Below are 23,540 nucleotides of genomic sequence, written 5' to 3'. Positions count from 1 at the left end.
TTATTGCAAAACATAATTCCTTCCCAACATAAAACAAGAGGGAGGAAATAATCCACCCTCTTGTCATCTTCTCAGTGGTGGCGGTGAGTGGATTCGAACCACTGACCCTGCGGGTATGAACCGCATGCTCTCGCCATCTGAGCTACACCGCCTTATTGGTTGCGGGGGCAGGATTTGAACCTGCGACCTTCGGGTTATGAGCCCGACGAGCTTCCTGACTGCTCCACCCCGCGATGTCAGCTGCTTCTCTATCGTTAACTATTATATCATAGCACACCAGGCTTTATTGGTGGGAGAGAAGGGATTCGAACCCTCAAGGCTTTTCAGCCAAGGGATTTTAAGTCCCTCGTGTATACCAGTTCCACCACTCTCCCGCGTGCGTACAGGATATTACACTGCTCAACGTGTTCTGTCAAGATGGGGAACTAATCTTTGGTATACCTTAAAAAGTCAATATATGCAAAAACGGCGCCGTTCATTTAAAATACTCTTGTTTTTGAGATTTGAGACATTGATAACGGTAAAAAGAGGAGATAGCAATGACATTTGGACCTGAAATGGTTTCAGCATGGAGCACAGAGATATCAACTGAATTCAAGAACAAAAAGGTGACAAAAATAGACTTTGGACATAGCTGGATAGTTATGCAGTTTGCTAATTATACCGACGCTTTATTTTTCTCTTTGGATCCCCAGTACTACGGTGTGGCCTCCATAAGTAAAAGCCAAGGAAAAATGATCGCCTCATATTTCGCAAAAACATCGCGCGTGGAGCAATCTTTTAAAAAACATCTACTTGGTGGAGTCATTATAGGGTGCAATCAAATTAACCATGACCGCATATTGACGATAACTTTCGAAAAAAGGCTAGGAGCAGGTTTTGCCCAAAAGTACTCTGTTATTTTTGAGATAATGGCCCATAAAAGCAACCTGATTCTTGCAGACTCTGAGCAAAGAGTTATCGATGCAGTAAAGTTAAAAAGTTTTGATAGCAAATCTAATTCCTTGCTCCTTCCGGGAACGCGATATTCACCGCCACCTCCATTATCAGGAGTGACATTGTCTCAAATGATAAATGATATCCCTTCGGTAGCTCCTGAAAGAATAGTTGGGATTGGTAAAAATCTAGAAAAAAAGATAAAAGAATTATGGCACGAATATCCCAAAGAGCTGTGGCACAAATGGTTATCAAACCTTAGATATATCCATGGCAACATAGGGAATGTTACATTCCAAAAATTAGGAAACTACATAACTTTTTTCCCCGTTCTACTACCTGGAGCCGAGCCCATTGAAACCCATGGCAGTTCTGCTTTGAAGTTGGCTAGAGAGTTTGTGTTTTATCCATTCCTCCAGAAAGAAACCACCAAACTAAAAAACGAAATACTTAAACCTCTCAAAACGGAACTAAAATCGTATAAAGCCCGCATAGAGGGGTTAAACAACTTGATAGACATGGCAAAACAATCCGAGGAATGGATGAAAATTGGTAATTTGTTGATCGCTTGGCAGCACAACATACCACCAAAGACAACGGAAACGGTTTTGGAGGATTGGACAACAACTCCACCTCAGAAAATAAGGGTTAATTTAGACCCACAAAAGAGCCCTGTAGAAAATGCACAAACCTATTTTAAAAAGGCAAAAAAATATAAAGACAAAAACGAAGAAGCTCAAAAACTGCTAATGAGGTACAAAACTCGTTACGAAGAGCTAAAAGAGACCATTGAAAGTATAGAATCCTTGGAGGAACCTACTCAAATCCTTGCTCTGGCAAAAGAACAGATAAATACAGGCCGCAGCTCGAAAAGTAAACATAACAAAACCTCACCTGTAATCCGTTACGACTTGAGGGGTGCCATTGTCTTCGCTGGGCTGAACCAAAAATCGAACCACTACGTAACCTTCAAACTTGCACAAAGCGGCGATATTTGGCTTCATGCCAAGGATAAACCTGGTGCTCATGTAGTAATCAGGAAAACCGATACAAAGGAAAAAAGTTTTTCGCCTGATGATCCCCGCTTGATTTTCGCTGCCTCTTTAGCTGCATACCACAGTAAAGGCAGGTCTGACAACCTAGTCGTAGTAGACTACACAGAGAAAAAACATGTGGCACCACAAAAGGGAGGTATAGCTCAGGTAACATACTCTAATTATAAGTCTATTTCGGTTTCCCCAGTCTATTGGAAAAAATATCTCGAAGAACAAATATAAGATCCTCCGGTAAAGGAGAACGAAAGGAGACGTCAACTCCCGTCATGGGATGAGGGAAAGCTAACCTCCATGCATGTAAAAATATTCGTTCTGAGTCGAAGACCCTTTCTCTCCTGGGAGCATAAAGCTTATCGCCTACAACGGGGCATCCCAACGACTTGAAGTGTACCCTGATTTGGTGAGTGCGGCCAGTGTATATACGACATCTGACCAAGCTAAAACCGTTACGGGTCCACAATACTTCATATCTCGTAATGGCCCTTTTCCCTTTAGGAGTTATAGCCATCCTGAGCCTGTTTCTACTATCCCTGCCTATAGGCATATCAATCAATCCAGACACTTTCCTAGGGCATCCCCATACAAGAGCCAAATACTCTTTTTTAACGGATCTAGTTTTGAACAACATGGACATTCTTTCATGGGCCTTTATATGCTTCGCAATTACCATAAGTCCCGATGTGCCTAGATCAAGCCTGTGAACTATCCCAGGCCTCAACGAATTTTCCCCGCTGAACAACTCTGGATAGCGATGCAAAAGCCCCTGAACGAGAGTACCCTTCCAATGCCCAGGGGAAGGATGGACAGCTACACCTGCGGGCTTATTGATTATTATTATGTCTTCATCTTCGTAGAGAACATCAAAGGGTACATATTCTGGCGTCAACGTAATGGCTTCAGCTACAGGTATCTTCACTACAATTTCCATCCCCGACTGCAGGCGGGTTGAAGGTTTGATAGTGGAGAATCCTTTTACGAAGACCAGGTTTTCTTTTATGAGTTTCTGTACATAGGATCGTGAGCGATCTATTTTTTCAGAGAGGAACACGTCTAACCTGTAACCTTCATAATTCTGGCCGACGAGGATAGAGATGGTCTCATCTCCCTCGCCGGCCCCAAAATCCTCTATATCAATGTTGTGATGCCTCGAATCAACCATTTTGCTCTAACACCTGAAGATCACTTTTTACGTTTGGCTACAGTGCTCTCATAAACTTTTCTACATTGGAGGCAATAACGAGCCCAAGGCTTTGCTTTAAGCCGCTTTTCTTCTATTTTCTTGCCACACTTCTCGCAATATCCAAACTTGTCAGGGAGGTTGTTCAACTTTGCTAATGCATGATCGACCTCTTTGAGGAGATAGCGCAAAGACGCCAATTCCCCTGCTTCATATTCCTTCTGGACCAACTCAGATGCATGCTCTGCCATGTGATCTGGATGATCAGGTCCAGAAGCATCTTCATCTCGGGGTTCTGCCAATGACACGAGCTCAGTCAATCTTTGCCTTTCCCTTTCAAGCCTAAGTTTAAGCTCCGCCTTGTCCATACTGCGTTATCCTCCAAATATATTATGCTCTACACGGTTAAAGGAGAACAAACCATGACAGTAGAGCAACATCAACGCTCTTGCAAAACATTATAACACCTTTCACACAAGCCTTTCTCTGCAACGGACTCGGAAAATTTCCAACACCTTGGGCACTTCATCCCATCCGCTTTCGCAACCACCATCTGAATGCCAATATCTTCATCCTTAAACCTGATATGATCTACATTCCGGGAAAATTCTTCTTCCAAAGAAAAACCAGACACAATAAGTATCTCCGCCCAGTCCTCGGGAGTTAAAAGTCTTATATCCTCGTTATCAGCAGAGGCTCCTTCTATAACTACTTGAGCTTCCAAAGGATGCCCTATTAATCCCTGGCTTCTAGCCATTTCCAATCCCTTGGTAATCTTTGCCCTAACTTCCAGTATTCTCGCCCACTTGGATTCCAACTCTTCATCCACTAAGTCAAGGTGCACTTGTGGCCAGCTCGCCATGAATACGCTCTCTTCTAACGAGCCATCTATTTTTTTCATCTCCTGCCATATCTCCTCTGCTGTGAAACTCAATATAGGAGAGAGCACCTTGGTTAGGGTCATCAAAATCTCCCATAGAGCTGTCTGGCAACTACGACGCTTGTGGGAGTTGGGCTTTTCTGTGTAAAGCCTATCCTTGCTTACGTCAAGATAGAATGCGCTTAGGTCATTCACACAGAAATGATGAATCATGTAAGTAGGCAGATGAAACGCATACTCATCAAACCCTTTGGTCACCCTCTTCACAAGGCTTTGGAGCCTGGAGACAATCCATTTGTCCATCTCCTCAAGCCTTTCATGATTCACACTATCCTTGGCAGGTTCAAAATCATATAGATTACCCAAAAGGAATCGTGCAGTGTTCCTTATTCTTCTATAAGATTCAACAAGGTTTTTCAAAATGTTTTCCGAGATCCTTACGTCATTGCGATAATCAGTAGATGCCACCCACAGTCTAAGGATATCTGCGCCATATTTGTTTATGATCTCCTGAGGTGCTATAACGTTACCCAAGGATTTAGACATCTTTCTTCCTTCGCCATCCACGATAAATCCGTGGGTTAAAACTGATTTATAAGGAGCTTCATCCCTAGTAGCAACGGACGTCAAAAGAGAGGTCTGGAACCATCCTCTATGTTGGTCACTGCCCTCAAGATACAAATCCGCAGGCCACTTCAATTCTGGCCTGGTCTCTAATACAGCTACATGACTGCACCCAGAGTCGAACCATACATCCATGATATCCGTTTCTTTTCTTAGCTCCTTGCCACCACACTCAGGACATACGGCGAGCTCTTCTAGCAACTCCGCCGGTGACAGCTCCCACCAGCAATTAGATCCTTTTTCCTCTACTTTTGCTTGCACTCTTCTTATCCTATCCGGGGTCGCTATAGTACATCCACACTCTTCACAATAAAAGACAGGAATAGGAACACCCCAAACTCGCTGACGGCTTATACACCAATCAGATCTATCTCTCACCATATTGGCTATCCTGTCTCTTCCCCAATCGGGCACCCACTCCACCTTGTCGATCTCGTTCAACGCTTTCTCCCTAAAAGAGTCCACAGAAACAAACCACTGCTCAGTTGCTCTGAATATTACCGGTTTTTTACAACGCCAACAGTGGGGATAGGAGTGAGTAATTTGGGACTTACCCAATAAACGGCCACTCTCTGAAAGAACCGAAAGAACTTTCTTGGCACCTTCTTCCAGGGACAACCCTCCAACCAAAGGTGTATTTGCCACAAAGAATCCTTTATCATCTACCGGATTCAAGACATCCAAGCCATACTTCACACCAGTTTCAAAGTCCTCAATACCATGCCCTGGCGCCGTGTGTACGCATCCTGTACCTTGATCCAAACCTACGTAATCTGCCAAGACCATAGGAACTTCTCTATCATAGAAGGGGTGTTGCAGCCTCTTGAGTTCAAGTTCCCTTCCCTTCACTGTTAGAAGGGTTTTAGTAAATCTTATGCCTGTGTCCTTTTCAACTGCACTTTTCAGTTCCTCTGCCAGCAGGAAAACCCTACCATCTTCCGATTCAACAAAGGAATAAGAGTAATCGGGATGAACTGCAACAGCCATGCTTGCAGGAAGGGTCCACGGTGTGGTGGTCCAAATAACCGTATAGCACTGTCTATCTTTGAGCTCTTCTGCAAGTTTCTCGCAATCTTTAAATGGATAAGCCACATATATGGATGGGGAACTCTCATCTTCGTATTCTATTTCTGCTGCTGCCAAGGCTGTCTGACAATCTATACACCAAAAGACCGGCTTCTTACCTTTATACACTAGTCCGCGCTCTACCATGTCGGCAAAAACTCCAATTTGTGCAGCCTCGTACTGAGATTTATAAGTTATATATGGATTATCCCAATCTCCTAAAACTCCTAATCTGCGGAATTCTGATCGCTGAATATCTATGTACTTTTGGGCGTATTCCATACAATATTCTCTAAGTTTGGCAGGTTCCACCTTATCTTTATCTATCTTTTTCTCCTTCAACACCCTTAGCTCTATGGGCAACCCGTGGGTATCCCACCCAGGCACATATGGAGCAAAATATCCTTTCATCCACTTGTATTTGGGTATGAAATCCTTGAGTATCTTATTGAAAGCTGTACCTATATGGATATTTCCATTGGCGTACGGAGGACCGTCATGAAGCACAAACCGCTCTGATTCGCTATGGGATTCCTTTAATTTTTCGTAAAGGTTGATGGAATTCCAAAATCTCAATAATTCCGGCTCCTTTTTGGCTAAATTGGCCCTCATTGGAAAGGATGTTTGCGGTAAATTTAAGGTATTCTTGTAATCTTCAGGCATCCTTATATCTCCTCCTATTGTGTACTGAGAGCTGCCTACTCGTTAGGCAGCTCTCAGCGTTAATTCGCATATACAAGAAAGAAACGTTGCATTATGCAGCCGCTGCTTTGGCTTTTTGCCTCTGAATCAAGAACATAACTACCAATATTGCTAACCCCACTATGTCTGTCGTGATTCCCGGAATTAGCAATGCTATCGCTCCGCCTATAGCCACAACTCGCTGCCACAAGGCCATCTCCGCTTTATAATAACCTATAGATCCCATACCAAGCAAGAACACACCAAGCAGTGCCGTCGCTATCGACAACAGGAAAGGTATAGGCTCAAAGCCAACCAAGACCAGCATGGGGTTAAAGACATAAATATAGGGCACTAGGAAACCTGCTATAGCCAACTTGACCGCTGTTGCTCCTGTTTTCATGGGATCAGAACCAGCTATACCAGACCCAGCATAGGCAGCCAATGCAACCGGAGGGCTTAAGTCAGCAGCTATACCGAAATAAAGAACGAACATGTAGGCGGCCATGGGAGCAACACCCAATTGCAACAGAGCAGGAGCTGCCATGGTGCTAGTCACTATGAAGTTAGCTGTAGTTGGGAGGCCGGCTCCAAGTAGGATACAGGCCACCATAGTAAGCATAAGAGAAACTATCAATATTCCTCCAGAAAGAGCTATTATGGCGCTAGCTATCCTAAGCCCCAGCCCCGTCAACGTGGCGGTCCCAACGATTATACCAACGGTTCCACAAGCGCACGCTACCCCCAAAGCTCCCTTAGCACCGGACTCCATTGCTTCTTTGAGCTTGGGAAGGGTCATCATGGTTTCTTTGTTCAAGAAAGAAACAACCACCGTGATCACGATACCATTAAAGGCCGCCTTGAGTGGAGTATAGCCCGCCAAAAGGAAATAGATTATCCCTATCAAGGGGATTAAAAGATGGCCTTTTGCCTTTAAAAGAGGCAAGATTTTGGGCAACTGCTCCCTAGGAAGCCCCTTTAGTCCAAGTCTAGAGGCCTCCAAATGAACTTGCACTATGACTGCAAAATAATAGAGCAGCGCAGGAACTACAGCAGCGAGGGCCACTTTCAAATAAGGAACCCCCAAAAATTCAGCCATTATGAAGGCTGCTGCACCCATAACAGGAGGCATTATCTGCCCCCCCGTGGAAGCAACGGCTTCGACTGCTCCAGCAAAATGGGGCCTGTAACCAACACTCTTCATAAGCGGAATGGTAAACATTCCAGTAGTACAGACGTTTGCGACAGAGGACCCTGATATGGATCCCATCAATCCAGAACTGACCACTGCAACCTTCGCAGGTCCTCCTGTGGACCACCCAGCCAGAGCCATTGAAAGATCAATTATAAACCGCCCCATACCTGTCTGCTCCAAAAAGGCCCCAAAAAGGATAAACATAAAAACGAATGTAGCAGAGACGCCGAGGGGTATACCAAACACTCCCTCTGTCCCCATGTACATATGGTTGATTATCCTCATCACATTGAACCCTCTATGAGCAAACATGGCGGGGAAATATCTGCCTGCATAACAATAGAAAAGGAAGAAAATTGCTATGCCCGGCAAAATGGGGTTCGATACTCGCCTGGTGGCTTCAAGGAGCAGCAAAATACCTATAAATCCTACAGTAAGATCCATGGTCGTAGGAAGTCCCGCCCTCATGATTATATCGTTGAAAAATATAACGTGATAAAGGGCAGCGAACGCAGCTAAACCACCTAAGAGAAAATCATACCAAGGAACTTTAGTTTCTATAACCCCCTTTTTCTTTGGGGGATACAGCATGTAAACAAGAAACAGGACAAACGCCAAATGGATTGCTCTCTGTTTTATCGCAAGCAGAAGGCCAAAGCCTGATGTATAAATATGAAAGGCTGACAGAGCAACTGCAATGGCTGTCACCATTAGCGCGTACCATCCCCTAAGATCGCGGGTATTGGCCTCGCTATCATACTTTCTGCGAAGTTCATCAAGGTCAATTTTTTCGGCTTCTTTTTCGATCTCTTCGATCGCTATTTTAGCGCCATTCTTTGGCTTGATCTCCTCGTTCATCAAAATACCTCCTATCAACGGTAAATATAAAAGCACCAAACAACCTATTGCCTCTCACTCTCAGTTACTACACAGCCCCCACCTCCAGATACGGACCCTCCATCTTCTCTTTTATGCAAATATTCGCCTTATTCTACCATATTAGGCACTATTCTGAGACTTTCATTTGAGAACAAACATGAGACAATCGTCGTAGACATCCATTGTACAACAAGCTTTCTGCCTCTAAGTATAGTAAACAATTTATAAGTTGTTCTTTCTGGAGTCCCATCTATAAAACCGTCCCCAAAAACGATGATATTTTTCCCCAAGATGTCATTTCCAACCCTCAAGAAGAACCGGTTCCAATTCCATCGTCCTCCCCTAAAATAAAACCAGCCGTTTGTTGCAAGAAATTTACCATTCCTTGGCACCTCGAATGGAAGACCAGCATTATGGGATTTTACTCTCTCCTGCCACTGCCATATTCGGCCACAGCTTATTACATACTCATCTATCACTGGAGTCTTTTGAACAGAATGTTCATACAAAGTCTCAAACTTTCCCCCCAAGGCCACAGGAACCTTAAACCAAACTCTGTCACCTACTAGTATTTTCACGCTTGGTATTGGCACAAAAATGAAAAACACCAAGACCGTTGAAATCAAGGCTACCCAAAACATTATTTTCAGACTCTTGATAGTAATAGCCATTCAACAAAAAAGCTCCTTTCGTCGTCTCAAATTACATTGTTTTTTCTACTCCAGGAAGTAATGGGACAAAGCGGCAATAATCGTACCACTGTTCTTCTTCTTTTCCTTCGCTACGTATAAGCAACAACAACCGCTCCACTCCAGAGTGTAATCGTAAAGGCAACAATATTCTACCATCGTCTTTCAGCTGTTCTTTCCAAGCTTGAGCCACTTCCGTAGATGCTGCAGTCACAATCACTGCATCAAAAGGTGCTTCCTCGGGTAAACCTTTAATGCCGTCACCAACAATAACAGAGGCACTGAGCCCTAATTTCCGAAGGTTGTCTTGTGCTCTTTTTGCTAGTGGTTCAATTCTCTCGATTGAAAAAACCTCCGCCCCTAAATAGGCCAATACCGCGGCTTGATAACCAGAACCAGTACCTATTTCCAGCACTTTTTCTCCGGCCTTAGGGTCCAAAAGTTCTGTCATTCGAGCCACCATATAAGGTTGAGAGATGGTTTGTCCATACCCTATGGGTAAAGGACAATCGTCATAGGCCATGAAACGAAGTTCTTCCGGAACAAATACATGCCTAGGAACCTTCGCTAAAGCATCCAAAATCCTTCCGTTGGAAATTCCCCTCGCCGCTATTTGGGTCCTAACCATGTTTTCCGCAAGCTCGGCCCATTTGCGCTCTTCAAAAATCATGCACATCCGCCTCTCCATGAAGCATAACTGAAAGGTTACACACACTGCGTCACTCAAAATATAAGTAGCCTATGCATAAAATTATACTAGACAGCAAGGGGAATTTGATGCCGCTAACCATCTTATAAACAAAAAACCTCTTGGGAATCGCATCTATACGGAGGGTATATGGCGGGCCTGGCCCGATTCGAACGGGCGACCTACGGCTTAGGAGGCCGTTGCTCTATCCCCTGAGCTACAGGCCCGCAAAACAAGAGTAATATTACCATGCCGTAAGGCTTAATTCAATGGGGAAGACAAATTTTCGTAATTAGAAAAAATTCAAACATGCATACCAAGCACACTGATCACTCTCTTGAACTTTTTCTCTCTTTTCCAATAATCAGTGGTTGCTTTTACATCTTTTTTAATCTGCTCCACCAGTTCCTCTACCTTCAGAAACTTAGATTCCTGCCTTATTTTTTCCAAGAAAAATATGGTTATTTTTTTGTTATATATATCGCCTTTGAAGCCTACTATGTGAGCTTCCACCCTCAAAGATCTGATGCCTTCAAACGTTGGGTTGAAACCTATATTTATGGCTGCAGGAAATATTTCTCTCTCCACAGCTGCCGCCCCTGCGTAGACCCCTCGATCAGGTAAAATTTTCCCCGTGCAGGGAACTATATTCGCGGTCGGGAAGCCTAGAGCCCTTCCCCTTCCTTCTCCATGAGAAACGGACCCATTCAAAAAAAAGGGGTACCCCAGCATGTTTCCTGCTGTCCGAACATCGCCTAAAGAAACAAGCACTCTTATTTTGGAGCTGCTTATCTTATCTCCATCGAAAGACACCTGGGGGACTATTGACGTCTGCCACCCTCTGACATGTGCTAGCTCTTTAAGCATGGATGCATTCCCTTTCCTTAAACGGCCAAACCTAAAATCTTCACCAACCACCAGTCCACGTATAAAAAACCTTTCTTCTAAAAAACAAACAAAATCTTCGGGCTCCATCTCTGCTAATTTTCTTGTAAATTGTATTCGAACAAGCTCAGGTATGCCAAAAAAACGAGCTAAAATCTCTCTTTCTCTCTCTGTAAAAAGAAAAGTAAAGCCATCACTTGAAAGAACAGCCTGGGGATGAGGAGAAAAAGTTACTACTCCCCAAGAATCCTCCAAACGCAAAGCCATCTTACTCGCAGCGTCAAATAGCGCCTGATGCCCTTTATGAAAACCATCAAAAGCTCCCAACACTACTATCATTTAATATCTTCCTTCCTAAGCTCTTCTTCGCTGCACATAATGGTTCTGACAGGCTTGAATAAAGGCTTTCCTGATATATACATCCGTTCGGCAAAAGAGAAAAAGTCCCTTCCAACCAACACAACATGCCTATCTATTCCAAAGGGAGACCAACTCCGCCGCACAAGCTTGGACGGTTCAACTCTGTTACCGGCTTTGATCCATCTTTGAAGGTCCTCAGGAATATAGTAGATAGTATAGTTTTTTAGTATTTCATAAGGCTTTAGTAGATATTTATCGACAGAACCCATTTGCAACTGCTCCAACGAAACGCTATCTTGCAAATCCATTAGTCCCACGTAAGTCCTCCTCAGTGAGGTCACAGTAGCATAACACCCCAACGCCCTCCCCAGATCCCTAATAATGCTACGAATATACGTGCCCTTCCCACAGCGTATCCTCAAGGAAATAGATTTCTCTGTTAAATCGAAGTCACATACTTCAATCTTATAAACTCGGACTGGTTTGGGAGCAGGAGAAATATCTACCCCTTTTCTGGCTAACTCATGGGAACGTTTACCCTCTATCCGCACAGCAGATATTTTTGGGGGGACCTGATTAATCCAGCCCAACATAGAGGCAAGACAAACTTCTACATCTTTTCTTGTTACATGTTCTGCGCAGGATTCTTTAACGATCACTCCACTTGAATCTAAAGTATCCGTTTCATACCCTAAGTGCGCTTTCACTTCGTAGATTTTGGGAAGCTCCATGATGAAACTTGACGTCCTAGTCATGGAGCCTAACAAAATCACCAGCAGACCTTCTGCCGTAGAATCCAGTGTTCCGGCATGACCGATCTTAAGGCCCCTTCCAACTAGTGATTTGATTTTGCTAACACATCTTGTGCTTCTTTCCCCAAAACGTTTATTTAATAAGATAACCCCGTTCTGCATATATCGCTCCGATTTCCTTCAATATCAACTCTTTTGCCTCTTCTACTGGAACTTCTATTCGACAGCCTGCGGCTCTTACATGACCTCCACCGGACCATATCCTCGCGATTTCTCTTGCATCTACAGGCTCTCGAGTTCTAATGCTCGCCTTTGTACCATTCTCATCCTCAACTAGTAACACGGCTGTCATTACATCTTTTATGGACAGAAACTCATTGACCAAATGCTCGGTATCTTCCTTTTTTGCACCACATTCCTCAAAGTCTCCATTAGTCAAGCAGCAGACACACAACCTGCCTGACAGGTGAAGCTCCGCTTTAATGAATGCCTTGCCCCATAAACGCATTTTTCTTATCGGACGGTTTTCGTATATCTGCGTAAAAATTTTTTGGGGATCTAATTCCCCTATCCTGAGGAGTTCAGCTGCAACGGCATGAGTTTGCGAGGAAGTGTTAGAAAAACGAAAGTGGCCAGAATCAGTCGCTAGGGCCACATAGAGTCCCAGCGCCTCCTCTGAAAAGACCTCCCACCCAAATTCGTTATACATAAGCCAAATAATTTCTGCAACCGAGGAAGCCTCTTCCCTAACCAAATTTATTGCCCCATAACAGGTATTATCGCCATGATGATCAATGTTAACAATCAAAACATCTTCACTGTTTTCTCCAGCTAACAACTCGGTGGTCCTACCTAAAGACGCTATATCTATAGCTACGACCACCGAGTCCTTTGGAACTTCTACACTTTCTAAGACTTTATATCTCTCGATCCCATACAGGAAAGCATACATTTCAGGGATTTCATCGGGACCACACCAGATGACATCCTTGTTCAGCACTTCAGCCCTCCGGACGAGAGCACTTCCGCATCCTAAAGAGTCGCCATCAGGCTTTTCGTGAGCTAAGACTAGCCAGCACCTAGCGTTCAAAAGGGCTTCCCTTATAGAAGCAAAAGGTTCCCTCATAAACTCTCCTCCGGACCTTCTTTCTTGCTATCCTCCTTGGACTTTATGGAATCCAACACAGCCTCCAACTTCCTGGCCTTTTCCTCTACCAAATCATATTCGAACCTAAGTTCTGGTATTTGTCGTAAATGCATCTGCCTTCCCAAAATGGACCGAATCAGCTTGGAGGCTTTATCAAGGCCCTTTTGGACCTCTTCTCGGTCTTCCTTCCGCAACGTGGTGTAATACACTTTTGCGTGACTAAGGTCCTTTGAGCAGTCAACCTCTATCAGAATAGCCCTCTTAGCGCGCTCGTCCTTTATCTCGCTTTGAAGAAGAACCGATATCTCCCTCAAAAGTTCTTTGTTAATGCGTTGCATCCTAAAAGATGTCATATTTCTCAACCTCTCGTTTCATACGAACAATGGTAAATTCTGCGAGTTCTTCCTTCATGTTCAAAAATCTCATTACTTCTGATAAGGTACCCTCTACACTTTCAAAGCTGCTGCCCACGACACCAACAGCCATAGCCAAATCACTCCATGACCCTGGAGGGCCTAGATCGCTTACAGAAACGTTCCACCTTTTCCGCAACAAGGTCTGAAGAGAGCGAAAAACCTGCCTCCGATCCTTCAAGCTTTTCGCCCCCTGCACCTTTATTTCGAGCATTAAAATACCAACTACAGGAGATTCATAGTTTCTCCACATTCTCAAAATCTTACTACTCCAGCGTCCTCTTCTCTTCAACTATTTCGTAAGCCTCTACGATGTCCCCTTCGTTGAAGTCTTGGAAGTTGGTGAAGCTCATACCGCACTCATAACCAGCAGCAACTTCCCTTACGTCATCCTTAAACCTTTTTAGAGTGTCCAAAGACCCATTCCAAATAACTATACCATCTCTTATCAGGCGAACCTTAGCGTTCCTTCTTATAACACCTTCCAGCACGTAGCATCCGGCAACCTTGCCAACTTTTGGTACCTTGAAGACGGCTCTTATTTCTGCCTGTCCTAAGGTCTTCTCTTTCAACGTAGGAGCAAGCATTCCTTCCAAAGCCGATTTTACATCATCGATAAGATCGTATATTACGTCATACAACCTAATCTGAATACCTTCTGCCTCCGCCAATTTTTTGGCTTTCGAATCAGGTCTGACGTTAAATCCAATTATTATTGCATCTGACGCGGAAGCCAACATTACATCGGACTCTGAAATCCTACCTACGCCTTCGTGGATAAATTGGATCTCCACTTCCTCAGTTTCAAGCTTTCTCAGGGAACCCTTTAAAGCCTCCAAAGATCCTTGCACGTCGCACTTCAGTACAAGACGGAGGGTTGGAGTCTCTCCTTCAGCCATCTTTCCATATAATTCCTCTAGCGTCATATGCCTTTCGGTCTTTGATGCAGCTGCTTTCTCTTCTTGTTTTATTTGATCTATTAATGCTCTGGCTTCTTTCTCCGAGCCTACGACTTTAAAGGTCTCCCCGGGAGAAGGAACATCATTGAACCCCAAAATCTCAACCGGTGTACTGGGGCCAGCCTCTTTCAAGTTGTGCCCCCTATCATCTATCATGGCCCTAACCTTGCCCCAAGAACTCTCTGAAACCAGTATGTTACCTACCTTTAAGGTCCCCTCTTGAACTATCACGGTAGCTACAGGTCCTTTGCCTCTATCTAGCTTGGCTTCTATAATGACTCCTCTAGGATCAACTGTTGGGTCCGCCTTCAATTCATTCATATCTGCCACGAGTAGCACCATCTCGAGGAGTTGGTCTATTCCGACTCCGGTCTTTGCGGAGATATCAACGAATATAGTGTCTCCACCCCATTCCTCGGGGATCAAGCCGTGCTCGGAAAGTTGCTGTCTAACCCTGTCTGGTCGCGCCTCAGGTTTATCTATTTTGTTTACAGCAACAACTATGGGAACTCCTGAAGCCTTAGCATGGTTCAACGCTTCTACAGTCTGAGGCATTACTCCATCATCAGCTGCAACCACCAAAATAACGATATCTGTAACCTGTGCTCCACGAGCACGCATAGAAGTGAACGCTTCATGTCCTGGAGTATCTAGAAACACTATTTTTCTGCCGTTATATTCAAGAGTGGACGCTCCTATGTGCTGCGTTATTCCTCCAGCTTCGCGCTCCGTCACTTTAGTCTTTCTAACGTAATCCAGAAGAGAAGTCTTACCGTGGTCCACGTGCCCCATGACCGTTACAATAGGAGCCCTAGGCTGCAAATTCTTACCTTCAGGTTGCTTTTTCCGTTGAGGCTCCACCTTACCTTTTTCCTGTTCCTTCTGCGCGGAATCTGCTACTACAAATTCCGTATCAAACACCTCTGATAAGATGTCCAATATCTCCTTATTCACAGCTGCTCCAGCAGGAATCATTTTCCCCGCTTCCAACAATGCTTTTACTGCATCCGCTGGTTTTATCCCTAAAAGTTTAGCTACATCAGAAACGCTTGACCCAGGGGGAACATTTACAGTCTTCTTATCTTTTCCCTTGACGTCGGAAGATTTGTCTTTTGCCTTGGACTCTCCAAGAGACTCCTCTATTATTTGAGCTGTCTCTGCATCTATGGAGCTCATATGGGTTTTGACATCCACTCCCAAATCTTCCAATATCTGCATCAAATCCTTATTGGATAAGCCTAACATCTTTGCCAATTCGTATACTCGAATTTTACTCATGGTTTTCAACCCCCTCTGTCACGAGCGTTTCAATTTTTTTAGCCATTCCGCTGTCAAGAGGAAGCCCTAAAATCTGGGTTTTCCCAAGATTAAGCTTCGTGTGGACAACGTCTCTGTCAAGAAAGTCCAATTTTATAATCTTACAGAGACCTCTTTCCTTATACCCAGCTATAGCTCTCTCAACATTCTTAGAACAGTCTCTTGTTAGCAAAACAAGTAAATGCTTGCCCTTCTTAAGTTCCTGTAACACCTGATCCTGACCAACAGAAAGCATTCCTGCCCTTGCGGAAAGACCGATCATATCTAATAGTTTTGGGTCTATAGGCCTTTGCCCTTTCCCTCCATTTTCATCTCCACTCAGCTTTGCATTTATATATGCCTCAACTTCGTCGTAAAAGGTTAAAGGCACAGACACCCTCAAAGCTCTGGAAAAGGCATTTTTCTTCTTCGCCAATTTAAGACATTCTAAACTGATACACAAGTAAGCACCTCTTCCAGGCTCCCTCCCTGTGGGGTCAACGCTTACCACACCCTCCGGAGAGCGAACTACTCGCAGCAATTTTTTTTTGCCCTCCTCGGCTCCGCACCCCACACATGTCCTGGGTCTTTTCCTTTTTTGTAAGGCACCTGCTTTATTGCCAGTAATTCCCGCCATCTATTCAATCATCTTCCTTAGTGACAATATCTTCAAAAAGATCCTGTAAAGTAGGCAGTCTATCGGGTTCAATAGTCTTTATGTCTATCTTCCATCCCGTTAACCTGGCTGCCAGTCTTACATTTTGGCCAGCTTTTCCTATGGCTAGAGAAAGCTGGTCTGGACGCACGTAAACTTTAACAGTCCTTTCCTGTTCCAACACAGGTTCCATCTTAACTACCTTCGCTGGAGAGAGAGCATTTCTAATGAATTGCAATGGATCGCTGCTGTATACCACAATGTCTATCCTCTCCCCGCCAAGGGTATTGCTTATGGATTTGATACGAGAACCGTTAGGACCAACACATGCACCCACCGGCTCTACGTTGGCATCCAGGCTGCTCACAGCAACCTTGGATCTGGCACCAGCTTCTCTCACAATACCTCTTATTTCTATTACTCCATCCTGAATTTCAGGCACCTCAAGCTCCAATAGCTTCCGCAACAATCCGGGATGGCTTCTGGATACTATTATCTTTGGCCCTTTGGATGTCTGCCTTACCTCCAAAAGATAAAACTTCATCCGGTCTCCCAGATTATACTCTTCTCCTACTATCTTTTCCTCTCTAGGCAAAAGGGCCTCGGTTCTATCATTCAATCTAACCAAAACATAATCATTCTCGGCTTTAAAAATGGTTCCGGTAACCAAACCACCGATCTTGTCCGCGAACTCCTCGTATATTACCTGCCTTTCCGCATCTTTAAGCCTTTGAATTATCACTTGCCTGGCTGTCTGGGCGGCTATACGCCCAAAATCTTCAGGGTTGACCTCGATTCGTATAATATCCCCTATCTCTACATCATTAAAACCCTTCTCGATGGCTTCTTTCAAAGTAATTTCGGTATCAGGATTCTCAATTTCCTCTACGACTTTTCTTACCTCGCAAATGCTCATCTCGCCATGCTCCAGGTCAAGATAGACCTCCACATTCTGGTTGCCGTTTTTGAACTTCCTGTAAGCATGAACCATCGCTGCCTCTAACCCTGAAGATATTATCTCCATTGGGAGATTTCTTTCTTGAGTAATCTGTCGTAAAGCGCGAGCAAAATCACGCCCTAATTGCATCATTTTTTCCTCCTTTTTCTATCATCCCTGGTTTGTTTTTCTTTATGCCCGAATTGTTCAAGTTCCTCGGGTATGATGTTACATTTGAACACAGAAGATACAGGAACACTGAAAACTTCTCCTTCGGGTGTTCTAAAAAACACCTTATCCCCCTCAACGTCCTCTATAAAAGCTTTGAAATTCTTTCTTCCCTCTAAGGGGGTTTTTAATTTTACTTTTACCTTTTTACCCTTAAACCTAATGTAATCTTTTATCTCGAACAAAGGCCTCTCCATGCCTGGCGAACTTACCTCTAAATAAAAATTTTGGGGGATCTTTTCGTCATGCTCATTAAGCAGAGCATCTATCTTTTTTGATACCTTCTCACAGTCTGATATCAAAATTCCTCCTATAGAGTCTATGTAGACCCGCATTATGGTACGTCCGCTCTCAACAACGAATTCTACTCCAACAAACTCGTACCCTAAACTTTCGACTATATCTTTTATTCTCTCCCTAGTGAACGTATCTTTCAAAATATCCATACTCCAACCTTCTTCCATAATTAACCATTAGATGTATCAGATAAAAGGCGAAGAGCAGGAAAAACCCACTCTTCGCCTCAACAAGGCATCTCAATCAATTCTAAGGCGCTACTACAAGGGTATTATACCATTAGGTCATACACCAAGCAATAGTCTTCACAGCCTCACATTCTTCTAGGCTTCCACCCAATAGTTAGGAGCCTCTTTGGTTATGACCACGTCATGAGGATGACTTTCTTTAACTCCTGCGGATGTTACTCTTACAAATCGTGCCTTCTGTTGCAATTCATTGATATTTGCGGCTCCTACATATCCCATTCCAGAACGCAAACCGCCAACAAGCTGATACACGACACCGCTTAAAGGTCCCTTATAGGGGACCAATCCCTCTATTCCTTCCGGCACCAGCTTTTCTTCGGGAGCATCCTGCTGGAAATACCTATCCTTGCTGAGACCGTCTTTCATCACAGCCAAGGATCCCATGCCTCTGTAACTCTTAAAGGATCTTCCCCTGTAGATAGTCACTTCTCCAGGGCTCTCGTCAGTTCCGGCAAACAACGAGCCTATCATCACGGCATCCGCACCTGCAGCTATGGCCTTCACTACATCTCCAGAGAAGCGCACCCCACCATCCGCTATAACGGTCTTACCCTTCTTGTGAGCTACACTCGCCACTCTCATTACGGCGGAAAGTTGGGGAACTCCCACGCCGGCAATAACACGGGTTGTACATATGGACCCAGGGCCAACACCGACCTTCACCCCATCTGCACCCGCCTCTATGAGAGCTTCAGCTGCCTCTCCTGTTGCGATATTACCTGCAATTATAGGTATATTCCCGTGCCTTTTCCTAATCTGTCTAACTGTCTCTATAACGGCCTTGGAATGCCCATGGGCCGTGTCTACCACAAGAACATCTACTCCAGCCTCTACAAACTTATCTGCCCTCACAAGGGCTCCTTCTCCTACCCCCAAAGCGGCTCCAACTCTAAGCCGCCCATGTTCATCCTTGCAGGCATTGGGGAAGTCTTTAGCTTTTCTTATATCCTTGATGGTGATCAATCCCTTTAATATGCCGTTGGAATCTACGAGTGGAAGTTTTTCTACTTTGTGTTTTTTTAGTATCTCTGCAGCACCATCCAGCGTTGTCCCTACAGGGGCAGTTATTAGGTTTTCTTTCGTCATAACATTTTTTATGGGCTGATCATAGTTGGTAACGAACCTCAAGTCCCTATTAGTGATTATCCCTACCAGCTTATTATCCTTATCTACTATTGGGACACCAGATATATGATAATGTTCCATCAATGATACGGCATCCTTAACGGAATCTTCAGGATGAAGATAGAAAGGATCTACTATGACCCCTGATTCGGAGCGTTTGACTTTATCTATCTCCGCTACTTGTTCCTCCACTGTCATGTTTCTGTGTATGATACCTATTCCACCTTCTCTGGCCAGGCTTATTGCTAGCCTTCCCTCCGTCACCGTATCCATCGCTGCACTGCACAGTGGTATGTTAAGTTTAATCTGAGGGGTAAGGTATGTCTTCAAATCCACTTCTGCCGGCAAAACCTCACTGTAACCTGGCAATAACAGGACATCATCAAAAGTAATACCCTCTTCCGCTTGAATAAGTTTTTCGCAATCCATCTTTTCTCGCCCCCATCCCACATCTCAATAAAAGCTTTTACTCTCACCCATTATTATCCGTTATTTGAGGGAATAGTTTATAGCCAACATTTAATTATGGCAAGCCTCAACATAGAGCCCAAAAGGATTTTGATTTCTAATCTGAAATTCTCCGCAACATGGCCACAGCATGACAATGGACGGCCATGCCTGAGCCTGCACTATCAATATGCTCTGCCGATTTGGCTTTCACGTTCACTATTCCGTTACCTCTTGGATCGCATAAAACCTTTCCCAGGGATCTTTTAATTTCGTTAATGAAAGGAGCCAACCTGGGATATTGGAGAATTATTACTGAGTCTACCCAAAGCACTTGCCAACCTTTTTCTTGCACCCTACTAACAACTTCCTTCAGCAGAGTCAAGCTATTGGCACCTTTGTACTTGGCATCGGAAGCTGGAAAAAGCAAACCGATATCTGGTTCACCGCAGGCCCCTAATATGGCATCTGATATAGCATGACACAAAGCATCTCCATCAGAATGCCCCACAGACCCCAAGGTCGAAGGTATCTTAACCCCTCCCAACACCAGGGGCCTCCCCGGCTCCAGAGGATGAGTATCGTAGCCGACCCCACATCGCTCAACACATTGATAATAGCTACCAATCATTTTTGCAAATTCCCAATCCTCCAAAAAGGTAACCTTCATATTTTGAACGTTGCCCTTCACAAGACCAACCGGGAAACCTGCCTGACTCCATGCCTCTGACTCATCCCTTACTTTGTTACTCGCCTCTTCCATAACTTTCAAGAGCAAATCTCGCGGATACACTTGCGGTGTTTGGGCCAGGAGGAAATTCTCCCTCGGAACGGTAACTAAGATCTCTCCTTCTTGTTTCTTCAACGCATCTACAACTTCCAAAACTGGTACTGCTGCCCCACTTAAGATGGCTTCCTCTTTAAGTCTCAAGCACATGGCCAAATCTGCAAAAGGCCTAGCCCCATCGTGCACAAACACGTAGTCACCTTTTGCTGCTTTCAATCCTGAAACAACTGAATCATGTCTGGTCTTTCCTCCAGAGACAACTTTTACCCATGAATAACATGCTAGTCTCTGTCTTAAGAGGCCAACATCCTCTGTAGGGGCAACTACAATAACCTCGTCTACCTCGTTCATTGAGACAAGGTTCTTTGCAAGGTCGAAACTCCAGACCCAAAGGGGTTTCCCACATAGCATCCTGTACTGTTTGGGAGTTCCTCCCAATCGGTTTCCCTTTCCCCCTATCAATACAATAAAGGACCACTTTTTCAAGGTTTTACCTCTCTTTTCACTCTACCAAAGGCCATTCTGCCCGCTGGTGTTTGAAGCATGGAAGTAATGGTGACCTCTACTCTGCTTCCTATGTACCTTTCCCCATCCTCAACCACCAGCATGGTCCCATCATCGAGGTATCCGACTCCCTGCTTAGGTTCCTTGCCCTCTCTTATCAAATCCACTATGACGTTCTCGCCAGGAAGCAAAATGGGCTTTAGGGCATTGGCAAGCTCGTTCACGTTAAGAACCTCAACGCCTTGTATTTGAGCTATCTTATTGAGGTTGTAATCTGTGGTAACTATTTTTGCTCCCATATCCTTAGCAAGGGCAACTATTCCAGCATCTACAGAGTCAACCCCTAGGTCGTTTACAGATTTACCAACTATGTGTACCGATACATTCCGCACCCTCTGCAGTTCCTTGATTACATCGAGGCCTCGTCTTCCTTTTGTTCGTCTCAAGGGATCTGTCGAATCGGCTATGGACTGAAGCTCATTAAGGACAAATTTGGGAAGGATAAACACTCCCTCCACGAAACCAGTAGCCGCGATGTCCAATATTCTCCCGTCTATAATAACACTGGTATCAAGGATTTTAGGACTCGGTCCTTCCTGGCCCGTTTCCAGCAATTCCTCATGAAAGTATTTTTCCTTTTTGGGTTTTCCGAAACGACTTTTCAATCCTCCTATAGATGTCCACATGCTGGCAATTTCATCTTTGTGGCTCAAAAAAAGCCTCACCCCAAGGTATCCCAAAAAAATATTCAATGTTATGGCTATATAACTTCCCACACCAGGGAGATTGGTAAAAGGCAACGCCGCTAAATTTGCAACAAACAACCCAGCGACAAGACCAAAAATGGCTACAGAAATATCTCTCCAGCTTATACCCTCCATGCTTTTTTCAAGATATAAACCTATAAAGCCGAGAACCCTAACAATAAGAGGAGTCACCATATAACCGATCAGGCTGAACAAAATCACCGAGAGCAAGTACAGAATAATTACATGAGGAACATTTTCCCATGGCCACATCTTATTACTGATCAAAACAAATGCAATTTCATAACCCGTAATCGCTCCTATGAAAACAAACAAACTACGAGCAAAAACCACTAAGACCTTCCTGACCTTTTTTGCCATCCTCTCACTCCCTTCCTATCTCTTTGCGTCTTTTATAGCCACTCTTGAATCAAGAGAAGCATGTAGGGTCATCCGGTCAGCATACCCTATATTGCCCCCCACTGGGAGGCCAAAGGCCAACCTGCTTATTGCAACGTTGCAGTCTTTAATGGCATCATAAACCGCATAAAAGGTTAAATCACCCTCAACTTTAGGGTTTGTAGCAATTATAACCTCCTTAAATTTTCCTTCAACGACGTAATCCTTAAGCTTTTTGAGTCTCTCATCGTCCAGGTCTTCTCCTTCCATAGGAGAAATTCGTCCGCCTAAAACAAAATAAAGCCCGTTGTAAATACCTGAATGCTCAAAGTTGAGTAAATCTTCTAGGCTTTCCAATACACAAAGGGTCTCCCTATCCCTCATAGGGTCACAACAAATAGCACAAAGCTCACCATCGGAGGATGTAATATTCCCGCATTGCGGACAAGACCCTGTATTTTCTTTCAGTTCTAATATTGCCTTTGACAGTTCAATAGAATACTCCTTCGACTGTTGGAGCAAAAACAGGGCATAACGCCGTGCCGTCTTTTCTCCTACTCCTGGAATTTTTTCAAGGAGACTGATTACCTTCTTTAAAGGATCCCTATCCAAGACTTCTCCCTCCTACATTATTCCAGGAAGACCAAAACCTTTGCTGAAAGCCCCCATCCTCTTTTGAGCGAGCTCCCTACTTTTAGTCAAAGCGTCACTGATAGCAGCAAGGATCAAATCTTCAAGCATCTCTTTTTCCTCAGGGTCAATAACTTCCACATCTATGTCGATTCCAACGATATCTCCCTGTCCATTTGCCTTTACCTTGACGAGCCCTCCACCGGCGCTTCCCTCCACAACCTCGTTAGCCAGTTCCTCTTGAACCCTGGCCATTTCCGCCTGTAGTTTCTTTGCCTGCTTTAAAATATGATCCATCTTCATCGTTCTCATTTACCTCCTATAAAATATCGTTTTTTGTCTATCTTATCTCATTCAATGGTGATATGCACTACCTTTATTGATCATAACTGCCCTATAAAGTTGCTCCACCAGGATAAGCAAACTCATCTCGTGAGGAAAGGTCATGGGAGAAAGGGACAAAAGAAAATTTGCTCTTCTTTTTACGTCCTCAGATACCCCATATGCACCTCCAACACAAAAAATTAGCTTTTTGGGCGTTTCGTTCAGTTTCTTTTGCACCCATGCAGCAAAAGAAACGCTGTCTACTAGACGGCCACCGACATCCAAAAGAACCAAAAAATCTTCATCCCCTACAGTGCTTAATATCTCCTTTCCTTCTTCCTCCAATACTTTTTCGGCATTTTTCCTCTTGGAGCGATCGGGAACATGCTTCATGCTTAAAGGAAGATGTACTTTTAACCTTTTTAAATATTCAGACAAACCGTCCTTGACGTATGACGCTTTTGGCTTACCCACTGTCAATATTTCTATTTTCACTTTTTTCAACCTCTCATGCTGAGAAACATGCTTAATT

Annotated in this window: 22 protein-coding genes and 4 tRNA genes; 1 reads left to right on the top strand and 25 read right to left on the bottom strand. The window is 44.2% G+C overall.

All coding sequences use genetic code 11. The features are described 5' to 3' along the window. Positions 1–75 precede the first annotated feature (75 nt). From V7Z69_RS00425 to V7Z69_RS00415, 3 genes are all read right to left on the bottom strand, one after another. A tRNA-Met gene (locus V7Z69_RS00425) sits at positions 76–152 on the bottom strand. A gap of 4 nt (positions 153–156) precedes the next feature. Further along, positions 157–233 (bottom strand) — tRNA-Met (locus V7Z69_RS00420). Between the two features lie 54 nt (positions 234–287). Continuing rightward, positions 288–374 (bottom strand) — tRNA-Leu (locus tag V7Z69_RS00415). A 165-nt stretch (positions 375–539) separates the two neighbouring features. Here V7Z69_RS00415 and V7Z69_RS00410 point away from each other — a divergent pair. Further along, positions 540–2,213 (top strand): NFACT family protein, encoded by a 1,674-nt coding sequence (locus V7Z69_RS00410; RefSeq protein ID WP_334138080.1) that lies wholly within the window; start codon positions 540–542, stop codon positions 2,211–2,213. Here V7Z69_RS00410 and V7Z69_RS00405 read toward each other — a convergent pair. The 22 genes from V7Z69_RS00405 to V7Z69_RS00300 form a co-directional block, all read right to left on the bottom strand. After that, a complete protein-coding gene (locus V7Z69_RS00405; RefSeq protein WP_014163087.1) occupies positions 2,161–3,150 on the bottom strand; it encodes an RluA family pseudouridine synthase in 990 nt (329 codons plus the stop codon). The two genes, V7Z69_RS00410 and V7Z69_RS00405, sit on opposite strands and share 53 nt — an antisense overlap. Before the next feature lie 20 nt (positions 3,151–3,170). Continuing rightward, the gene (locus tag V7Z69_RS00400; RefSeq protein WP_014163086.1) at positions 3,171–3,536 is read right to left on the bottom strand and encodes a TraR/DksA family transcriptional regulator; all 366 of its coding nucleotides are present in this window, start codon (positions 3,534–3,536) and stop codon (positions 3,171–3,173) included. Between the two features lie 71 nt (positions 3,537–3,607). Then, entirely contained in the window at positions 3,608–6,400 is a 2,793-nt protein-coding gene (gene ileS, locus V7Z69_RS00395; RefSeq protein WP_334138079.1) for an isoleucine--tRNA ligase, read from the bottom strand. A 91-nt stretch (positions 6,401–6,491) separates the two neighbouring features. Further along, positions 6,492–8,471 (bottom strand): TRAP transporter permease, encoded by a 1,980-nt coding sequence (locus V7Z69_RS00390; RefSeq protein WP_334138078.1) that lies wholly within the window; start codon positions 8,469–8,471, stop codon positions 6,492–6,494. A gap of 128 nt (positions 8,472–8,599) precedes the next feature. Then, positions 8,600–9,163 (bottom strand): DUF1850 domain-containing protein, encoded by a 564-nt coding sequence (locus V7Z69_RS00385; protein WP_334138077.1) that lies wholly within the window; start codon positions 9,161–9,163, stop codon positions 8,600–8,602. Positions 9,164–9,194: 31 nt separating this feature from the next. Beyond that, positions 9,195–9,851, bottom strand: a complete 657-nt coding sequence (locus tag V7Z69_RS00380; RefSeq protein WP_334138076.1) for a protein-L-isoaspartate(D-aspartate) O-methyltransferase — start codon at positions 9,849–9,851, stop codon at positions 9,195–9,197. A 169-nt stretch (positions 9,852–10,020) separates the two neighbouring features. Then, positions 10,021–10,096 (bottom strand) — tRNA-Arg (locus V7Z69_RS00375). Positions 10,097–10,172: 76 nt separating this feature from the next. Further along, positions 10,173–11,093 carry a riboflavin biosynthesis protein RibF gene (gene ribF / locus V7Z69_RS00370; RefSeq protein WP_334138075.1) on the bottom strand — a complete coding sequence of 307 codons (921 nt, stop codon included), beginning with the start codon at positions 11,091–11,093 and terminating at the stop codon, positions 10,173–10,175. Beyond that, positions 11,090–12,028, bottom strand: a complete 939-nt coding sequence (truB, locus tag V7Z69_RS00365) for a tRNA pseudouridine(55) synthase TruB (protein ID WP_334138074.1) — start codon at positions 12,026–12,028, stop codon at positions 11,090–11,092. The genes ribF and truB overlap by 4 nt, the downstream gene beginning before the upstream one ends. After that, positions 12,000–12,992: a DHH family phosphoesterase gene (locus V7Z69_RS00360; RefSeq protein WP_334138073.1), complete on the bottom strand. Its 993-nt coding sequence runs from the start codon at positions 12,990–12,992 to the stop codon at positions 12,000–12,002. Before V7Z69_RS00360 ends, truB begins: the two co-directional genes overlap by 29 nt. Beyond that, the gene (gene rbfA, locus V7Z69_RS00355; protein WP_334138072.1) at positions 12,989–13,366 is read right to left on the bottom strand and encodes a 30S ribosome-binding factor RbfA; all 378 of its coding nucleotides are present in this window, start codon (positions 13,364–13,366) and stop codon (positions 12,989–12,991) included. The genes V7Z69_RS00360 and rbfA overlap by 4 nt, the downstream gene beginning before the upstream one ends. Next, entirely contained in the window at positions 13,353–13,679 is a 327-nt protein-coding gene (locus tag V7Z69_RS00350; protein ID WP_334138151.1) for a DUF503 domain-containing protein, read from the bottom strand. The genes rbfA and V7Z69_RS00350 overlap by 14 nt, the downstream gene beginning before the upstream one ends. Before the next feature lie 13 nt (positions 13,680–13,692). Then, a complete protein-coding gene (gene infB / locus V7Z69_RS00345; RefSeq protein WP_334138071.1) occupies positions 13,693–15,663 on the bottom strand; it encodes a translation initiation factor IF-2 in 1,971 nt (656 codons plus the stop codon). After that, entirely contained in the window at positions 15,656–16,318 is a 663-nt protein-coding gene (rnpM, locus tag V7Z69_RS00340; RefSeq protein ID WP_334138070.1) for an RNase P modulator RnpM, read from the bottom strand. The genes infB and rnpM overlap by 8 nt, the downstream gene beginning before the upstream one ends. A gap of 4 nt (positions 16,319–16,322) precedes the next feature. Beyond that, positions 16,323–17,423, bottom strand: coding sequence for a transcription termination factor NusA (gene nusA, locus V7Z69_RS00335; RefSeq protein ID WP_041445764.1), 1,101 nt, complete (start codon positions 17,421–17,423; stop codon positions 16,323–16,325). Further along, positions 17,423–17,947, bottom strand: coding sequence for a ribosome maturation factor RimP (locus V7Z69_RS00330; RefSeq protein ID WP_014163073.1), 525 nt, complete (start codon positions 17,945–17,947; stop codon positions 17,423–17,425). The genes nusA and V7Z69_RS00330 overlap by 1 nt, the downstream gene beginning before the upstream one ends. A gap of 174 nt (positions 17,948–18,121) precedes the next feature. Continuing rightward, entirely contained in the window at positions 18,122–19,600 is a 1,479-nt protein-coding gene (gene guaB / locus V7Z69_RS00325; protein WP_014163072.1) for an IMP dehydrogenase, read from the bottom strand. A 136-nt stretch (positions 19,601–19,736) separates the two neighbouring features. Beyond that, positions 19,737–20,891, bottom strand: coding sequence for a 2-C-methyl-D-erythritol 2,4-cyclodiphosphate synthase (gene ispF / locus V7Z69_RS00320; protein ID WP_334138068.1), 1,155 nt, complete (start codon positions 20,889–20,891; stop codon positions 19,737–19,739). After that, positions 20,888–22,036 carry a PIN/TRAM domain-containing protein gene (locus tag V7Z69_RS00315; protein WP_334138066.1) on the bottom strand — a complete coding sequence of 383 codons (1,149 nt, stop codon included), beginning with the start codon at positions 22,034–22,036 and terminating at the stop codon, positions 20,888–20,890. Before V7Z69_RS00315 ends, ispF begins: the two co-directional genes overlap by 4 nt. Before the next feature lie 15 nt (positions 22,037–22,051). Then, positions 22,052–22,666 carry a recombination mediator RecR gene (gene recR / locus V7Z69_RS00310; protein WP_014163069.1) on the bottom strand — a complete coding sequence of 205 codons (615 nt, stop codon included), beginning with the start codon at positions 22,664–22,666 and terminating at the stop codon, positions 22,052–22,054. Between the two features lie 12 nt (positions 22,667–22,678). Beyond that, a complete protein-coding gene (locus V7Z69_RS00305; RefSeq protein ID WP_334138064.1) occupies positions 22,679–22,987 on the bottom strand; it encodes a YbaB/EbfC family nucleoid-associated protein in 309 nt (102 codons plus the stop codon). 51 nt (positions 22,988–23,038) lie between these two features. Then, positions 23,039–23,503 (bottom strand): 23S rRNA (pseudouridine(1915)-N(3))-methyltransferase RlmH, encoded by a 465-nt coding sequence (locus V7Z69_RS00300; protein WP_334138063.1) that lies wholly within the window; start codon positions 23,501–23,503, stop codon positions 23,039–23,041. Positions 23,504–23,540 lie beyond the last annotated feature (37 nt).

The sequence above is a fragment of the Thermovirga lienii genome, assembly GCF_036847465.1.
In the GTDB taxonomy this organism is placed as follows: domain Bacteria; phylum Synergistota; class Synergistia; order Synergistales; family Thermovirgaceae; genus Thermovirga; species Thermovirga lienii.
This window is presented reverse-complemented; position numbering and strand designations above follow the sequence as displayed.

What these genes read in the sequence shown, in the direction of transcription:
- V7Z69_RS00315 (WP_334138066.1), bottom strand. Translation starts at nt 22,036, where the DNA reads ATGGCAAAAAAGGTCAGGAAGGTCTTAGTGGTTTTTGCTCGTAGTTTG.
- truB (WP_334138074.1), bottom strand. Translation starts at nt 12,028, where the DNA reads ATGCAGAACGGGGTTATCTTATTAAATAAACGTTTTGGGGAAAGAAGC.
- rbfA (WP_334138072.1), bottom strand. Translation starts at nt 13,366, where the DNA reads ATGACATCTTTTAGGATGCAACGCATTAACAAAGAACTTTTGAGGGAG.
- V7Z69_RS00385 (WP_334138077.1), bottom strand. Translation starts at nt 9,163, where the DNA reads ATGGCTATTACTATCAAGAGTCTGAAAATAATGTTTTGGGTAGCCTTG.
- nusA (WP_041445764.1), bottom strand. Translation starts at nt 17,423, where the DNA reads ATGCAATTAGGGCGTGATTTTGCTCGCGCTTTACGACAGATTACTCAA.
- V7Z69_RS00410 (WP_334138080.1), top strand. Translation starts at nt 540, where the DNA reads ATGACATTTGGACCTGAAATGGTTTCAGCATGGAGCACAGAGATATCA.
- guaB (WP_014163072.1), bottom strand. Translation starts at nt 19,600, where the DNA reads ATGGATTGCGAAAAACTTATTCAAGCGGAAGAGGGTATTACTTTTGAT.
- V7Z69_RS00400 (WP_014163086.1), bottom strand. Translation starts at nt 3,536, where the DNA reads ATGGACAAGGCGGAGCTTAAACTTAGGCTTGAAAGGGAAAGGCAAAGA.
- ileS (WP_334138079.1), bottom strand. Translation starts at nt 6,400, where the DNA reads ATGCCTGAAGATTACAAGAATACCTTAAATTTACCGCAAACATCCTTT.
- V7Z69_RS00405 (WP_014163087.1), bottom strand. Translation starts at nt 3,150, where the DNA reads ATGGTTGATTCGAGGCATCACAACATTGATATAGAGGATTTTGGGGCC.
- ribF (WP_334138075.1), bottom strand. Translation starts at nt 11,093, where the DNA reads ATGATAGTAGTGTTGGGAGCTTTTGATGGTTTTCATAAAGGGCATCAG.
- infB (WP_334138071.1), bottom strand. Translation starts at nt 15,663, where the DNA reads ATGAGTAAAATTCGAGTATACGAATTGGCAAAGATGTTAGGCTTATCC.
- V7Z69_RS00380 (WP_334138076.1), bottom strand. Translation starts at nt 9,851, where the DNA reads ATGATTTTTGAAGAGCGCAAATGGGCCGAGCTTGCGGAAAACATGGTT.
- V7Z69_RS00350 (WP_334138151.1), bottom strand. Translation starts at nt 13,679, where the DNA reads ATGTGGAGAAACTATGAATCTCCTGTAGTTGGTATTTTAATGCTCGAA.
- V7Z69_RS00390 (WP_334138078.1), bottom strand. Translation starts at nt 8,471, where the DNA reads ATGAACGAGGAGATCAAGCCAAAGAATGGCGCTAAAATAGCGATCGAA.
- V7Z69_RS00305 (WP_334138064.1), bottom strand. Translation starts at nt 22,987, where the DNA reads ATGAAGATGGATCATATTTTAAAGCAGGCAAAGAAACTACAGGCGGAA.
- V7Z69_RS00360 (WP_334138073.1), bottom strand. Translation starts at nt 12,992, where the DNA reads ATGAGGGAACCTTTTGCTTCTATAAGGGAAGCCCTTTTGAACGCTAGG.
- V7Z69_RS00330 (WP_014163073.1), bottom strand. Translation starts at nt 17,947, where the DNA reads ATGGATATTTTGAAAGATACGTTCACTAGGGAGAGAATAAAAGATATA.
- rnpM (WP_334138070.1), bottom strand. Translation starts at nt 16,318, where the DNA reads ATGGCGGGAATTACTGGCAATAAAGCAGGTGCCTTACAAAAAAGGAAA.